13 protein-coding genes and 2 pseudogenes are annotated in these 15323 nt (G+C 38.2%); 9 read left to right on the forward strand and 6 right to left on the reverse strand.

The annotated features are described in order from the left end of the window. Positions 1-2: 2 nt before the first annotated feature. The 3 genes from BR30_RS0128495 to BR30_RS0128505 all read left to right on the forward strand — a co-directional run bounded on the left by BR30_RS0128495 (position 3) and on the right by BR30_RS0128505 (position 2969). Complete coding sequence (locus BR30_RS0128495; protein WP_026568006.1) at positions 3-977, forward strand: aldo/keto reductase family protein; 975 nt, start codon at positions 3-5, stop codon at positions 975-977. A gap of 44 nt (positions 978-1021) precedes the next feature. Continuing rightward, positions 1022-1870, forward strand: coding sequence for an MBL fold metallo-hydrolase (locus BR30_RS0128500; RefSeq protein ID WP_026568007.1), 849 nt, complete (start codon positions 1022-1024; stop codon positions 1868-1870). A 151-nt stretch (positions 1871-2021) separates the two neighbouring features. Then, the gene (locus tag BR30_RS0128505; RefSeq protein ID WP_026568008.1) at positions 2022-2969 is read left to right on the forward strand and encodes an ArsR/SmtB family transcription factor; all 948 of its coding nucleotides are present in this window, start codon (positions 2022-2024) and stop codon (positions 2967-2969) included. A 46-nt stretch (positions 2970-3015) separates the two neighbouring features. On the opposite strand, the gene BR30_RS0128510 is transcribed toward BR30_RS0128505, so the two are convergent. After that, the gene (locus BR30_RS0128510; RefSeq protein ID WP_026568009.1) at positions 3016-5571 is read right to left on the reverse strand and encodes a LamG-like jellyroll fold domain-containing protein; all 2556 of its coding nucleotides are present in this window, start codon (positions 5569-5571) and stop codon (positions 3016-3018) included. 476 nt (positions 5572-6047) lie between these two features. On the opposite strand from BR30_RS0128510, the pseudogene BR30_RS0128515 reads away from it, so the two are divergent. After that, a pseudogene (locus BR30_RS0128515) lies at positions 6048-6293 on the forward strand (hypothetical protein); the annotation flags it as partial. A gap of 19 nt (positions 6294-6312) precedes the next feature. Here the strand turns inward: BR30_RS0128515 and BR30_RS37060 are convergent. Beyond that, positions 6313-6598 (reverse strand): annotated as a pseudogene (locus tag BR30_RS37060) (lipocalin-like domain-containing protein). A 352-nt stretch (positions 6599-6950) separates the two neighbouring features. On the opposite strand from BR30_RS37060, the gene BR30_RS0128520 reads away from it, so the two are divergent. Beyond that, positions 6951-7655 carry a DsbA family protein gene (locus tag BR30_RS0128520; RefSeq protein ID WP_026568011.1) on the forward strand — a complete coding sequence of 235 codons (705 nt, stop codon included), beginning with the start codon at positions 6951-6953 and terminating at the stop codon, positions 7653-7655. 2 nt (positions 7656-7657) lie between these two features. Continuing rightward, positions 7658-8062 (forward strand): disulfide oxidoreductase, encoded by a 405-nt coding sequence (locus BR30_RS0128525; RefSeq protein WP_026568012.1) that lies wholly within the window; start codon positions 7658-7660, stop codon positions 8060-8062. A 74-nt stretch (positions 8063-8136) separates the two neighbouring features. Here the strand turns inward: BR30_RS0128525 and BR30_RS36320 are convergent, their stop codons facing one another. Beyond that, on the reverse strand, positions 8137-8229 hold the full coding sequence (locus BR30_RS36320) for a YjcZ family sporulation protein (RefSeq protein WP_081825613.1): 93 nt from the start codon (positions 8227-8229) through the stop codon (positions 8137-8139). A gap of 231 nt (positions 8230-8460) precedes the next feature. On the opposite strand from BR30_RS36320, the gene BR30_RS0128530 reads away from it, so the two are divergent. Continuing rightward, positions 8461-9441, forward strand: a complete 981-nt coding sequence (locus tag BR30_RS0128530; RefSeq protein ID WP_026568013.1) for a 2-hydroxyacid dehydrogenase family protein — start codon at positions 8461-8463, stop codon at positions 9439-9441. 48 nt (positions 9442-9489) lie between these two features. On the opposite strand, the gene BR30_RS0128535 is transcribed toward BR30_RS0128530, so the two are convergent. Together BR30_RS0128535 and BR30_RS0128540 are read right to left on the reverse strand one after the other, a co-directional pair. Further along, the gene (locus tag BR30_RS0128535; RefSeq protein WP_081825614.1) at positions 9490-10755 is read right to left on the reverse strand and encodes an FAD-dependent oxidoreductase; all 1266 of its coding nucleotides are present in this window, start codon (positions 10753-10755) and stop codon (positions 9490-9492) included. A 135-nt stretch (positions 10756-10890) separates the two neighbouring features. Then, the gene (locus tag BR30_RS0128540) at positions 10891-11337 is read right to left on the reverse strand and encodes a Dps family protein (protein WP_026568015.1); all 447 of its coding nucleotides are present in this window, start codon (positions 11335-11337) and stop codon (positions 10891-10893) included. A 367-nt stretch (positions 11338-11704) separates the two neighbouring features. On the opposite strand from BR30_RS0128540, the gene BR30_RS0128550 reads away from it, so the two are divergent. Beyond that, positions 11705-12307 carry a cell wall hydrolase gene (locus BR30_RS0128550; RefSeq protein WP_026568016.1) on the forward strand — a complete coding sequence of 201 codons (603 nt, stop codon included), beginning with the start codon at positions 11705-11707 and terminating at the stop codon, positions 12305-12307. A gap of 96 nt (positions 12308-12403) precedes the next feature. Here the strand turns inward: BR30_RS0128550 and speB are convergent, their stop codons facing one another. Next, positions 12404-13339 carry an agmatinase gene (speB, locus tag BR30_RS0128555; RefSeq protein WP_026568017.1) on the reverse strand — a complete coding sequence of 312 codons (936 nt, stop codon included), beginning with the start codon at positions 13337-13339 and terminating at the stop codon, positions 12404-12406. A 319-nt stretch (positions 13340-13658) separates the two neighbouring features. Between speB and BR30_RS0128560 the strand changes: the two genes are divergently transcribed. Further along, entirely contained in the window at positions 13659-14999 is a 1341-nt protein-coding gene (locus tag BR30_RS0128560; RefSeq protein ID WP_026568018.1) for an APC family permease, read from the forward strand. Positions 15000-15323 lie beyond the last annotated feature (324 nt).

Genomic DNA, 15323 nt, shown 5'->3' on the forward strand with positions numbered 1-15323 from the left:
TAATGAAATATCGCAGACTTGGAAACAGCGGATTAAAGGTCAGTGAAATTGGTTTAGGAAGCTGGTTAACATATGGAAAGGCTGTTACTGACAATACGGCACATGACTGCATCCATAAAGCATATGAACTAGGTATTAATTTCTTTGATACAGCGAATGCCTACGAAGGCGGGAAGGCAGAAGAGGTCCATGGTGAAGCACTAAAAGTTTATCCAAGGAGCAGTTATGTAGTCGCCACAAAACTATTCTTCCCAATGGGGGATCGACCAAATGAGCGCGGACTATCAAGAAAGCATATTGTTGAACAATGTGACGCCAGTCTCAAGCGGCTCGGACTGGAGTATATTGATTTGTACCAATGTCATCGCTTTGATCCAGAGGTACCAGTTGAGGAAACACTATATGCTTTAGATGATTTAATCAGGCAAGGGAAAATATTATATGCGGGAGTAAGTGAATGGAGTGCTGCCCAAATTGAAAACGCGGTGGGAATCGGTAAGGCCAATCACTTACGGCCGATTATCTCAAATCAGCCAATCTATAACATGTTTGAGAGATATATAGAAAAGGAAGTAATACCGGTTTGTACGGAAAAAGGTATTGGACAAATTGTCTTTTCACCGTTAGCACAAGGGGTTTTAACAGGAAAGTATAAACCTAATACAGAAAAGCCTGAAGACAGCCGGGCAGCGAATGATTCGACTAACTGGGTCATTAATAGTTATTTCAGGAATGATGTTCTAGAATGTGTTCAGCAATTAAATGGTGTGGCTGTAGAGTTAGGTGTAACATTGAGCCAGCTGGCACTCGCCTGGATACTTCGTCATCCTAGTATTAGTTCAGCTATTATTGGGGCAAGCCGTCCAAAGCAAGTGGAGGAGAATGTAAAAGCGGTTGATTTAGTGTTAACTCAGGATGTATTGGGCGGGATCGAAAACATACTTGAAAAGGTAAAAGATTTTGCTCCTTTAAGGTAGATGACATTGTATTAAACTATTTTAATAGAAAACAGGTGGAATCTATGGCAGCTATTTATAAAAGTGGAGAAGAATTAATGAATGAAGTAAGGAAGACAAAGATTTACGGAGAATCTGTTTCCTTTTGGAATTTAGGTCAAGCCGGTATCCTCCTAAAGGGATCAGAAGAGGATGGGCTCCTTTGTATCGATCCTTATTTAAGCAGAAGTATTGAAGAACAGGACCCGAAGACTGAATTTAAGAGAGCTTTTCCACCGGTTGTTTCCCCGGGAATGCTTCGAGACTTAGATGGTGTTTTAGTTACACATGGACACGATGATCACTTAGATCTTTTAAGCATTAAAGAGATTGCAAGAGTCTCAGACTCCAAGTTTGCAATCCCTGCACCGCTCATCTCGTTAGTACAAGAACATGTGGAAAATAAATATATACACGCCGCTAAAGATGGCGAATCCTTTACTATTAAAGGATTTAAAATCACACCTATTCCTGCGGCCCATACAGAATATGAAACGGATTCGTTAGGAAATCATGCATTTTTAGGGTATTTCATAGAGGTAAATGAAATTCGCCTGTTTCACAGCGGAGATACAGTAGTTACACCTGAACTGATTGAAAAAGTAAAAGAGTTTAGACCACATGTTGCTTTCTTGCCAATAAATGGCGGAGACTATTTCCGCACTTCACGAGGAATTATTGGAAATATGAGTTTCAGAGAAGCAGCCGACTTTTCGGCAGCCGTTGGGGTAGACCTGATTGTTCCGATTCATTACGATATGTTTCCGAATAATCGAGAGAATCCTGCTTATTTTGTGGATTACTTGTTTCATCACTACCCTAACCAAAAATTCCACATGATGGTTCCAGGTGAAAGATTTATTTATCATAAATAATTTTCATAAAAGGGCATGCAGATATTTGCATGCTTTTTCTCTTTAGATTAACTAAATAAATTTCCCGTCCTATATTGAAAATATAGGAAATTAGTAGTAATGTAATAATTATTAATAAATTTATTAATGATTATTAAGGTGGAATCACTACATGAATTTAGATATATCTGAACAATCACTTCCCGTTTTTGAAGCGCTTGCCAGTAAGGTAAGAATGAAAATTATTCACCTTTTGGCGGAACAGCCTCGAAATGTAAAGGAACTCGCGCAAAGCTTAGAGCTCACCAGCGCTATCATGACCATGCATGTAAAGAAATTAGAGAAAGCGGGAATCATCCAGTCTGAATTAGTCTCTGGTAAAGGCGGATTACAAAAAAAGTGCTATCTTGTGACTGAAAAAATGGAAGTATTATTTCCTTCAAAGGAACGTGAACTAAAGAAATTTCATGAAACAGAAGTGTCAGTTGGTCACTATACTGATTTTTCCATCGAACCAACCTGTGGAATTGCAACCACTGACACGATTATTGGAGAATTTGATGATCCAAGATATTTTCTCCAAACTGAAAGAATGAATGCCAAGATTTTGTGGTTTGGGAAAGGGTATGTGGAATATAAGCTGCCAAGTTTTCTGCTGGGCAATCAAGACCCAAGCGAACTTGAAATATCTTTAGAGCTATCATCTGAAGCTCCATTTACGAACAGTAATTGGCCGTCGGATATCCATTTTTACCTAAATAATGTGGTATTGGGGAAATGGACTAGTCCCGGAGATTTCGGCGATAGCAGGGGGAAATTCACACCTGACTGGTGGCCGAGTGAAGTCAATCAATATGGATTGCTTAAACGGCTCCGCATAACATCAGACGGTACCTTTATTGATGGGTTAAAGATATCAGATGTTAGTCTTGATGATGTTAGCATTCGTGAGAAGCAATGGACGTTTCGGATTGCCGTCCTTGAAGAGAGCCAAAATGTCGGCGGGGTTACTCTATTTGGAACAGGCTTTGGCAATTATAATCAAGATATGCGTTTCCGCCTCTATTACAATGATAGTGAATTAACCAAAGAAGAGACAGAAAAACTTTCATACCAATAAAAAAATCGTATGGATACTGGATATCCATACGATTTTTTTTGAAAAACTATTGAGCTAATTTTGTCACCTGTGCAGGAGTAAGGGCCCCATTATAAACCTTCAATTCATCCATTAAGCCTTTGAAGGGGGTATCCCACCAGTTGACTCCTAGGCTGAAGCTGGCATTGTTTGTCGTATAAATATTCGAGAAGTTTGTACCTGTAAACTTTTCAACACCGTTCACGTACACCTTAATCGTTCCGTTATCAACAGTAAATGCTAAATGTGTCCATTCACCGGTCTTAATCGTTAACCCTGAAGAAGCATCGTACCATTTGGCACTTCCAGACCAGACCATCGTGTTCCCGCCAGCTGGACCATTTGGAACAAGGCTGACCCAGCTATTAGGGTCTGTAGCACCAAAGAAGGTGGTTGTATACATGGTTAATTGTTCAGGCTTTAACCATAGTGATACAGAATATTGGTTGCTTGAGATTAATCCGTTTGGTAAGCGAATACCAGAGGCACCATTAAAGACGGCCGCTTCGCCGCTTTTACCAGAAGCGTAAGAAATAGTCCCGCCCGTATTATCAATTCGATTACCAGTAATGCTTCCTGGCCCAAATGTACCCGTTTTCTCATTCAGGTTATTTTCAAAGGAATATTGAGCTGCTAAGCCAGCCTCTTGATATGGCAGTACCTTAATCGTAAAGACTTTTTTGTCGGTTACATCCCCTTTGGAAATCGTTGCCGTAAGTGTAGCTGTACCAGGTTCTGAACCTGCTTCTGGACGAGTAATAACCCCTGTATTCGTTACAACATTTGCATTTGTAGTTTCCCAAGAGATCGTTATGTGGCGAGTACCTTCAGTTGATAGTGATAAATTCGAAATTACATTTTCTGTATCACCAAGATCCAGGTCCTTAACCACTGCTGTTACAACTTCCTGATCAGTTTTATATGCTAGTCTACTTCCCCAAACAGAAATTCCTTCGTTTGAAAGGGCAGTAAATGTCATCACATTACTCTTTGAAACAGGATTCCACTCTCTGACGAACACTCCGTTATAGGTATGCCCATCGATAGTTAATTCCGCTTGGTTATGGCTGGTTTTCTTCCATGTACCAGTTACATCACCAGTAATTGTACCATCCTCATTTAATCGAGTGTAAACAGATTTATTAATCGCAGCTGAATAATCTTTTCCTTGGTTAATAAATTGATAGTCGCCAATTAGGTCTTGTCTATTCACCTTGTCTAACGTTTCACCTTTGTAGCGATACGGCGCAACCACTGGCCAGCCGTCTTTATTCATAAACATCTGGTGAACACGGACTTCATGATACTCTCCTGATTGTGGGAAGCGGCTGTGGAAAACCAAGAACTGCTGTCCAGTTTTCGGATCTAAGTAAACAGAGTTGTGTCCAGGAGAAAGATAACCTACACCGATTCCTGTTCCAGGGTCGCCAACTTTTCGTTCAAATAAGAAGTTCCCCATGATTTTATTTCCATAAGGGGTATTTGCGACATCACTTGGTAAAACGGCATTTTGTCCGGAGGCATCTACATAAGGACCATCTGGGCTCTTAGAACGGAACTGTCTCATGTTATAGCCGCCGTCAGCCCCTAACCAGCCGTACGTTACATATAAATAATAATAGTCAGTGTTCTTATCATAGACAACATAAGGACCTTCACCGGATTTATAATAGCCACCAGCTATTTTTGTTCCAAAATAACGGTCAACTAGACGCCCGTCAGCGGTTTTTCCATCTTTTCCAGGGTAAATTGCCTTACCAGTTTTTTCATCAATCTGAAGGACATAAATTCCGCCAGACCAAGATCCGTAAGTCATCCATAGTTTCCCATCCTTGTCATAAAACACAGTGGAATCAATCGCATTTGGATAATTATAATTATTGTAAGACCCATTCGTAGTAAACCAATCATCTCTTGGTCCTTCTAAGGTACCATTGTTTACAAGCTGGCCAATGTTTGTATTGGTCCATTTTTTATTAACATTACTGCTGGCATCCTTCGCATCATTTTTCGTAAAACCAGAATATACGATGGTGTCCACGTATTTATAAGGACCTTCAATATTCTGTGATACGGCAAAACCAATCGCAGAACGGATATAAGTAGAGGAAGCACTATAATAAATCATATAGGCACCCTTTGTTCCGTCCTCATTAACATAGTTTTTGTTATAGAAAACATCTGGAGCCCAGACCGCAAAGCCGCCTTTACTGTCAGAATCGTTTTCACCGGCCCATTTAAAAGAACCAGCTAGATTCTTTGATAAATCACCATATAACGCATTATTAGGTGTTGTATACCCATTCGTAAAGGTTTGCCAATGAATCAAATCGGTTGATTTAGCTGCCTCAATGTGGGAGCCGAAGACATAAAAGGTATCACCATCTTTTACAATGGAAGGGTCATGTACAGATACATTTTGAAAATTTGGATCCTCACCTGAATAGTCAAGGTTTGGCTTATTGCTATTTTCACTTGGCTGGGCAGTAGATTGCGCAGTTGTTTCCCCAAATACAGCACTTGGGATGATTAATAAAAGCGTTAAGAACATAAAGGTAAATATTTGAAGCATGCGTTTCCTCATTAAAATTTCTCCCTTCTTTATGTACGATAAAAGAAATACGGCCCAAAATTGCTTCTGGCAATCACCACCATTTAGTAGATTGATAACTTGTTTAACCGCTTACAAATATCATTAGTATTAATATAAATATTAATGAATTAATAGTACTGTAAATAAATAAATTCCTCATGGGTATATTCTCTTATTTTGATTCAATAGAAAATAAAATCTAATTAGAAAAGGGAGGTAATTTTAAGTTGTTTGATATAGAAATTTTTAAGTAGATTAGTCATAAACTCTTCATAATTATTTAGTTAATTTATTAATATTATTATTAATTATATAATTAATATATTAATGAATCGCTAGGAAGGGGAATAACTACTTATGGCTAGGGCAGAACACTTTGGCGGAGTCAATTTTTACGATATAGATTGGAATTTGAACGGGGATTTATGGGCGCATGACCCGGTAATCGCTATGGAAGATTCCCGATGGAAGCAACATCATCGATTGATACAGAAACGGAGCTTGACTTGCAAAAAGTACTTGAAGCCTTACTGGCGGGAAGAACATCGTTTATTATTGCCCATCGACTTTCTACGATTCAAAATGCAACTCGTATCCTGGTGATTGATAAAGGCCAAATCATCGAGGCTGGAACGCATGATGTATTAATAAGGAGAAAGCATTACTATTGGAAGCTGCATCACTCTCAGCACCACTCCTTAGATGTGAGTTGAACAAGAACTTGCGCCGGTGTTAGGGCACAAGTTCTTTATCTGTTTTATCTACAAGTTTACTACTCCAAACGGATACACCTTCACTAGATAAAGCAGTAAATGTGATCACATAAAGTTCTGATGTTGGGTCCCATTGCTTGACGAATACTCCATAATAAGTATTACCATCTATTGTTATCCTGCTTGATTTGGCTTGTTTTTTTCCATGTACCTGACACATCACCGGAGATCGTATTATCTTTGTTTAAACGAATGAAAACCGATTTATGAATAGCTGCTGAATATTCTTTTCCATGGTTAATCAATTAATATTCATCTATAAGGTCTTGTCTATTCACTTTATCAATAGTTTCACCTACATATCGGTATGGAGCCACTATTGGCCAGCCATTTTTATTCATAAACATTTGATGGACTCGTACTTCATGATATTCACCAGATTGTGGGAAACGGCTATGTAAATATCTCTAGAGAAAATGGGGAAGAGAACACATTTCTTTTTCCATTTGCAATTTGCAATCAATAAAGACTTTCTATTTGCATTCCGGAATAAGTTAGGTAAAATTTAATATATCAAGGAGAATATCTCATATTTATAGTATTCAAATCATTAACTTAATTTTTTGATTAGCATTAATTCATTAAAAGGAGACTATCATGGCAAAAAATAATAACAATAAGAAAAAAGAAGCAAAATCATCATCTGCTTTTACTTTTTGGATGATTGGATTGGTTGCCGTTTTTATTTTAGGTTTCATCTTTTTAGGCAATCACTCCAAACAACAGGATAAAACAACAACAACAAAAATTGATTATAGCAATCAGCCATTCAAAGGGAAGGAGTCAGCACCTGTTTCGATCATTGAATTCGGTGATTATAAATGTCCTAATTGCAAAAACTTTGGCAAGGATGTTGTACCCATTATTCAGAAGGAACTAGTTGATACCGGCAAAGCAAAGTTTTATTTTATGAATGATTCGTTTATTAACGTTGACTCCGAACGATCAGCTAAATTTGCAGAATCTGTATTCGCGGAACTTGGTAATGATACTTTTTGGAAATTCCATGAGCTCCTTTACGAAAAACAGCCCGAAGATACGAAATATGAGAAAATGGACGTTTTTACGGAAGACTTTTTGACTAATACCTTAAAAGAAGTGGCTAGCGATGAAGATGTTGACAAGGTCGTAAAGAATTTCGATGCTAAGAAATCCAATGATGCTTGGCAAAAAGATATGGATTACGCTGAAAAACTAGGTGTTACAGGAACCCCAACCATTTACGTTAATGGGGAAAAGTTTGATGGACAAACCATTGATGACTTAAAAGACATGGTTGAAAAAGCTGCAAAGGGTGAATAAGCATGAATAAGTCCTTACTTCTCGCCTGGATAGCTGCCATCATTGCCACACTAGGCAGTCTCTATTTTAGTGAGGTGATGCACTTTATTCCTTGTACCCTTTGTTGGTATCAAAGGATATTTATGTACCCACTAGCGATCATCCTCGGAGTGGCAGTTTACAGAAACGACCAAGGCATCTATAAATACGCATTGCCGTTGTCTATCATTGGTCTGCTCATCGCAGGATACCATACTTTATTACAGAAAATACCGTATTTACAGCAGTTTGAAATGTGTACAAGCGGAGTCCCTTGCTCAAAGGATTACATTAACTGGCTTGGTTTTGTTACCATTCCGTTGTTAGCTTTCATTGCATTTACGATTATTACTGTCTGCTTAATCATAGTCTCTCGTAACAAAAAATAAATTATAGTTCCATAAAAAAAGAGCGGTGAAACCAATAGGTTTGCCGCTCTTTTCTGTTGACAGCTAAGCCTCAATTAAAACATAAAGGATGCTCCAACAATGATCAATAAAATAAACAACACAACGATTAATGCGAAGCTGCTGTTACTGCGATGATGATCGGACATAAACTAATCACCACCTCGCTTAATTATTACAATATATGCTTGAAGGGGTTGAGATGAAATGGACAAACGTTGATTAATAGGAGAAATATCAGGTGAATTTAATATGGAAAGACCGGTTGCAGAATTTTAATAAATAAATAATTTAATAGAACTTTTTATTGTAGTATAATAATATACAGTATTTGGTTTATGGGAAAGGCAGTCATTTTTTTCCAGGAGAGGTGTTAGGCAATGGCAAGAATTTTTGTAGCAGGTGAGATCCCACAAAAGGGGTTAGAGATGTTGTTAGAACATCACGAGGTTGAAGTATTTTCAGGTGAGAAATTGATATCTGATACAGAATTAAAAGAGCGAATCAAAGATAAGGATGCTCTTCTCAGTTTATTATCTACCCCAGTAACAAAAGAAGTAATTGACCAAGCCTCTAATCTAAAAATCATAGCAAACTATGGAGCTGGATTTAATAATATTGACTTTGAATATGCGGCATCCAAAGAAATCCCAGTTACCAATACACCTATAGCGTCAACAGCTTCAACGGCAGACTTGACTATTGCCCTTTTACTTGCCTCAGCAAGGAGAGTAGCTGAAGGGGATGAAGTCTGTCGGACGGTTGGTTTTAATGGGTGGGCCCCGCTTTATTTTCGAGGCCGAGAAGTAACAGGAAAAACCATCGGTATAATTGGATTTGGTCAAATTGGCCAAGCGGTTGCGAAAAGAGCGGCTGCCTTTGATATGAAGGTTCTATATACGGGCCCGAATCGAAAAAGCCAAGAAGTTGAACAGGCCCTAAACGCGACCTATGTATCGTTTGATGAGTTAGTGGCAGAATCAGATTTTATTACGATAAATTGTTCTTATAATCCAACGCTGAAACACATGTTCAGCACGAAGCAGTTTGAAATGATGAAATCCACTTCATATTTAATTAACTGTGCCCGTGGACCAATCGTTGACGAGGCGGCACTGATCCAGGCCTTAGCGAAGAAACAGATTGAGGGAGCAGGAATTGACGTATTTGAATTCGAACCTGAAATTAGTGAAGGTTTAAAAAAGCTGAAAAACGTTGTTTTAACTCCACATATCGGGAATGCTACTTATGAAGCACGCGAGACAATGGCGATTATTGCTGCGGGAAACATTGTTAAAATGTTAAACGGTGAAGCACCGTCGAATGTGGTTAATGGGGTTAAGGAAACAATCCTCGTTTAAAACAAATGATTGGCAATAAAAAGACGGCAGCTGCCGTCTTTTTTTAGATTAACTATATTGTGGGCGTAGTTTAGTGCGTTTATTAACATGCTGCTCGGCACTTAAAGCTGCAATTGCCCCGTCAGCTGCTGAAATAACCGCTTGTTTAATCGGTGTTCTTCTAGCGTCACCGCCTGCAAAGACACCATCAACATTTGTGCGAAGGTACTCATCTACCATAACATAGCCTTCTTCATCGCGGATAACTGCTCCTTTTAAGAAGTCTGTTCCTGGCATCATTCCACCGAGGTATAAGAAAATTCCATCCACATCCCATACCTGCTCTTCCTTTTTATCCGTAAGTACAACAATTTGCTCTACACTATCTGTCCCAATAATTTCTCTTACACGATGACGTTTATAAATTTCTACATTTGAGTTATTTTCCAAAACAGAAAGATCTACATCGCCCTTTAATTCAGTTGGAATTAACAGCTTCACTGTTTTACAATACTTGGCCAATGTTTCTGCCTCGTGTATAGCTTCATCATTATCACCAACAACAGCGACCACTCTGTCCTGATAAAACGCGGCATCACAAGTTGAACAATAGCTTACACCACGCCCTGTGTATTCTTCTTCCCCTTTAATCTTACCGGAAGGCGCTTTTGCTCCTACTGCAATAAAGACACTTTTAGCCTTTATGGTTCCTTCAGCTAATTCTATCATTTTTATTTCATCTGAAAAATTAACGGATAGGACATTTGATCGAACGAATTCTGCTCCAAAATCCTTCGCTTGTGCCTGCATTCTTGTTAACAGTTCAAGCCCCGTAACTTCTTCGCGTACGCCTGGGTAGTTCGCGATTTTATGAGTGATAGCGAGCGTGCCTGCTTTTGGTGCTTTATCAATGACAAGAGTCTTTAATTTGCCTCGAGCCGCATATACAGCAGCAGATGCTCCAGCGGGACCGCCGCCGATCGTAACAAAATCATAGACTTCTTCAAGCACTTTTTCATTGACTGATTGAAAGATAGAATCGGCATTTGCATCACTAGTTTCAATCTTTGCAGAACTCACCACGGAGACTTGGTCTTCTGATAGTCCAAGCAATTTGTTTAATTTTTTCTCTTGAAAGCCAAGGACCAGTTTTCCATTAATAAGTGTTGCTGGTGTTCCATAAATTTTCCGTTCCTTTAATTGCTCAAAATATTCTTTATGTATAGAAGCATTCCGTTCTTCGAAATCAATGTTACGATCTTTTAGGAATGATTTTACTTTTTCACAATAGGGACAGCCGGTACTGCTATAAACGATTACTTCAGGTTTAGACAATTTTGCCAACCTCCATTTTTTGTTATATTTGATTGATTTTATAATAATATAAATATTAAATAGAAGTCAATACTTTTTAATAATTATTATAAATAAAAAATCAGTCCAACCAATGGTTGGACTGATAGTGTGATTCTATATGGATTTGCCTAAGAAAGCTGTTAGCATCCAAACATGTTTCTCAAGACCAGAATGGATCGCAAGCAGCATATCACCTGTTGTTTCATCATGATTCTCATCGGCGAAGCTCATGCCTTCTTTCAGTTCGCCAATAATAATTGAGAAGTCGTTAATAATCGATTCAACCATTTCATCCGCGGATTCGGAACCTGACGCTTCTTTAATCGAAGTGATTTCAAGGTATTCCTTCATCGTAGCAGCGGGTTTTCCACCGATGGCTAGCAAGCGTTCTGCTAGCTCATCGACATGAAGGCCAGCTTCATTATAAAACTCTTCAAATTTGACATGTAAGGTGAAAAATTGTCCACCCTTCACATACCAATGATAGTTATGTAACTTCGTATACAAGACAGACCAGTTTGCAATCTGTTTGTTAAGTACGCTTACTAATTGATTTTCCATATTAAATAGCCTCCTTTTTTAAGTTCACTTATATTATTACCAAAGATTGAGGTAGAATCCTGTATGAATTTAAGGAATTTGTTGTCAATTTAGTGAAGAATCATTGGCTTAAAATGTATTCCGTACTTTTTTAATGTTACAAGAATGAAACAATCTGTAATAATTTGACCTATATTTTCCATGCCTACCACCTTATGGAAGTTAATTATTTATGGAAGATAATTCTATTTGATAGATAAATCCTTTCATACTGGGCGCGATCTTACCCCATTTGTCCTTACCACTTTTTGGGTAATGAAACCGATTGTAACAACTGTTAGCCTTATTAGTATGACAAGCCAGGGACAAATATTGGGGGTATTAAACTATGAATAAATTTAAAAAATTACTAATTGCGACCGGACTTATCCTATCCATGTCAGCTTTTACGTTAAATGGAACAACTGAAGCGGCAACAACGACACATAAAGTACAATCAGGTGAAACTTATTGGAAAATTGCCGCGAAATATGGTGTGACAGTTAATAATCTAAAAAAAGCAAACAACAAAACTAGTAATCTTCTTTATGCGGGATCTAATCTAGTAATCCCGAATTCTTCCATTACTGCAGCAGAAAAAGATTTGATGGCCCGACTAGTTCGTGCTGAGGCAGTGGGTGAGCCGTATGCAGGGAAAGTGGCTGTTGCAACTGTTATTCTTAACCGTGTTTCCAGCCCAGATTTCCCTAATACCGTTAAAGGTGTTATTTATGAAAAGTCGAATGGATACTATGCCTTCACGCCTGTAAAAAATGGTACCATAAACCAACCAGCTGATGCTGCTTCAAAAAGAGCTGTGAATGAAGCACTTGCTTTTAGAGGGCAGGGGAACGGTTCATTATTTTTCTATAATCCAAAAACAGCCGTAAGTAAGTGGATCTATTCTCGTCCAGTAACGGTAACCATTGGTAACCACCGATTCGCGAAATAAAAGCTATTATAAGGTAGTATTTCAAAAAAATTGCAAACTAAACAAAAAAACAGTGATTCCCTGAAAATGGAATCACTGTTTTTTTATATTGAATTATTAACCTTGTTTAATTTTTAGAGCAACGAGACTAGCAAATTCATGGATAATGGTGGCAGCAAGTAATGATGTAATCTGAGTCGGATCATATGGTGGCAAGACCTCGACTAAGTCAAAACCAATAAAGTGAAAATCAGTTAGAGAGCGGATGATTTGCAACGTTTCAAAGCTATTTAAACCACCAACTTCTAGTGTTCCCGTTCCTGGTGCGCATGAAGGATCAACAAAATCAATATCAAAGCTTAAGAAACAAGGTGTATCACCAATTTTTGCTTTCATTTCATTTATAACATTTTCGATTCCTCGTTGCTTTAGCTCAGGGGTTGTAATCACGTGATAGCCTAAATCCGTGCTGGCGTCAATATCACCTGGATGATTCAGGGTTCCTCGAATTCCTACTTGGAAAACCTTATCAGGAATGAGGAGATTCTCTTCGTATGCTCGGATGAATGGTGAACCATGCCAATATTTTTCCTCATAATATGTGTCCCAAGTATCTGTATGAGAATCAAAATGAATTAAGGCAACAGGACCGTGCACTTTTACTGCGGCTCGAAGATGGGCTAATGTTACAGAATGATCTCCCCCTAGTCCAATTGGAATAATTCCTTTTTCCATCAGGTCCATCATTGCTTTTTCAATTACCTCATAACTGCGATGGATGTTATGCGGAATGACAGACACATCACCGATGTCAATGGCATTACATTCGTCAAAAGGATAAACCTTGTGAATCGGATGATATGGGAATAGGGTCATTGACGACTGACGAATAGCCTGAGGTGCGAACCGAGCACCAACACGAAAGGAGGCTGCAGTATCAAACGGGACACCAACAATGGCTAATTTAGCATTTTCCCTGTGAGAGGGTAACCTCATAAAGGTCCCGGTGGTACAAAATTCTGGTTTAACATCTGGTGATAATGGATAGTGCATATAAGATTCCCCCATTTTTTATTTTCATAAATTGTAAATTGCAAGAATTGTGCCAGATGAAATAATGAGAGGAATCGTTGTGAATAGGACGAGAAACTATTTAATTGGGAATATTGTATGCGTAGATGAATAATTAAAATGACTTAAACTGACTATTCAAGCCCCTCATTAGAGATTATTTTTAAAAATTATAGTTTGGCACAAAATTTGCAATGATATATTTGAATTTTCAAATAAGTGAGGGGGAATAAAAAATTTTCAGAAGACAAAGGGGTTATTTCTTTATGAAAGCGTTTTAATTAAAGGGGAGGTATGATATGTGGAAAATGGCGTAAAGCTGAAAAGATCGTTAAAGCTGTGGCAGGTCGTAATCATGGGGTTAGCTTATATGACTCCCATGGTGGTATTTGACACATTTGGAATTGTTTCTGGTGTAACTGAGGGGCATGTACCAACAGCCTATATTATTGCATTGATTGGGATGCTTTTTACAGCATCAAGTTATGGGAAGCTTGTGAGGGTTTTCCCTCAAGCAGGCTCAGCCTACACGTATACCCAAAAAGCGATGAACAGGCATCTGGGTTTTCTAGTTGGGTGGTCTTCGCTGCTTGATTATTTGTTTTTGCCAATGGTCAACGCTTTGTTAACAAAACTGTACCTAAATGCATTGTTTCCATCTGTGCCAGATTTTATTTGGGTCTTAGTGTTTGTAGGAATTGTTACCTTCTTAAACTTGCGAAGCGTAAATGCCCTGGCAAATTTCAATACATTATTTGTTCTTGTTCAAATACTAATCATGGTCGTCTTTATTATCCTGGTTATTAAAGGTTTACATTCGGGAGAGGGAACAGGAACTGTTTTTAGCTTAAATCCATTTTTTGTTGAAGGTATGAACCTGCCAGTCCTTATTACCGGTGCAACGATTCTTTGCTTTTCTTTCTTGGGTTTTGATGCTGTTACGACATTGTCTGAAGAAACTCCCAATCCGCAAAAGACGATCCCAAAAGCAATATTGCTTACAGCTTTATGGGGAGGGGTTATTTTTATTACCACATCGTTTTTTATTCAATCCTTTTTTCCGGATATATCTAGATTCAAAGAACCTGATGCTGCACTTCCAGAAATTGCTTTATATGTAGGTGGAAAGCTGTTCCAATCGATTTTCTTGTGTACAACCTTTGTTAATACACTAGCCTCCGGACTTGCATCACATGCAAGTGTTTCCCGACTCTTGTATGTTATGGGACGTGACAAGGTATTCCCCGATAAATGGTTTGGATACGTTCATCCAAAATGGCGTACACCTGCAATTAATGTTTTATTTGTGGGTGTCATCTCCTTGTCGGCCTGGTTCTTCGATCTAGTTACGGCGACTTCGTTAATTAATTTCGGTGCGTTAATGGCTTTTACGTTTGTCAATCTTTCTGTTGTTAGTCACTTTGCCGTTCGTCAAAAGATGCACAGGACACCTAGAGGTTTTTTTGATTACGTTATAATGCCTTTAATTGGTGCGGGGGCGGTTGGGATCCTTTGGATCAATTTAGAGGTTAGTTCCTTGATTATGGGAATTCTTTGGTTCAGTGTTGGATTTACTTACTTACTTTTTCTAACAAAGGCATTCCGAATAGCTCCACCCCAATATAAAGCGGAGGAAGCATAAACGAATAATTTTTTATGAAAGCAGTTGATTCTGTGATAAGAATCTACTGCTTTTTTTGTTCTATCGTCCTCCATTTATTCAAACCTGAGTAGGTTATGCATTTTTTCATAAAAAATTTTGATAAAAGATAACATTTAAAAGGAAAGATGATTGGTATGAAAATTGCAACTATTTTAAATAGTTAGATTAGTAGGTAGAATGGAAGGAGGAGCTCATCTACAATTATTGGGGTGTTTTTTTAAGATTTAAGTTCTTCATTGCTAGAACGAAATGAAAGTGCTTACAAATTCTTGCTAATAAACAAATATCCGAATATAAAAGGAG

This window comes from Bacillus sp. UNC41MFS5 (assembly GCF_000686805.1).

Excerpts from the sequence above, each read along its gene's own strand:
- BR30_RS0128540 (WP_026568015.1), bottom strand. The coding sequence starts at position 11,337 with ATGGAAAATCAATTAGTAAGCGTACTTAACAAACAGATTGCAAACTGG.
- BR30_RS36320 (WP_081825613.1), bottom strand. The coding sequence starts at position 8,229 with ATGTCCGATCATCATCGCAGTAACAGCAGCTTCGCATTAATCGTTGTG.
- BR30_RS0128510 (WP_026568009.1), bottom strand. The coding sequence starts at position 5,571 with ATGAGGAAACGCATGCTTCAAATATTTACCTTTATGTTCTTAACGCTT.
- BR30_RS0128530 (WP_026568013.1), top strand. The coding sequence starts at position 8,461 with ATGGCAAGAATTTTTGTAGCAGGTGAGATCCCACAAAAGGGGTTAGAG.
- BR30_RS0128495 (WP_026568006.1), top strand. The coding sequence starts at position 3 with ATGAAATATCGCAGACTTGGAAACAGCGGATTAAAGGTCAGTGAAATT.
- BR30_RS0128520 (WP_026568011.1), top strand. The coding sequence starts at position 6,951 with ATGGCAAAAAATAATAACAATAAGAAAAAAGAAGCAAAATCATCATCT.
- BR30_RS0128550 (WP_026568016.1), top strand. The coding sequence starts at position 11,705 with ATGAATAAATTTAAAAAATTACTAATTGCGACCGGACTTATCCTATCC.
- BR30_RS0128525 (WP_026568012.1), top strand. The coding sequence starts at position 7,658 with ATGAATAAGTCCTTACTTCTCGCCTGGATAGCTGCCATCATTGCCACA.
- BR30_RS0128505 (WP_026568008.1), top strand. The coding sequence starts at position 2,022 with ATGAATTTAGATATATCTGAACAATCACTTCCCGTTTTTGAAGCGCTT.
- BR30_RS0128500 (WP_026568007.1), top strand. The coding sequence starts at position 1,022 with ATGGCAGCTATTTATAAAAGTGGAGAAGAATTAATGAATGAAGTAAGG.
- speB (WP_026568017.1), bottom strand. The coding sequence starts at position 13,339 with ATGCACTATCCATTATCACCAGATGTTAAACCAGAATTTTGTACCACC.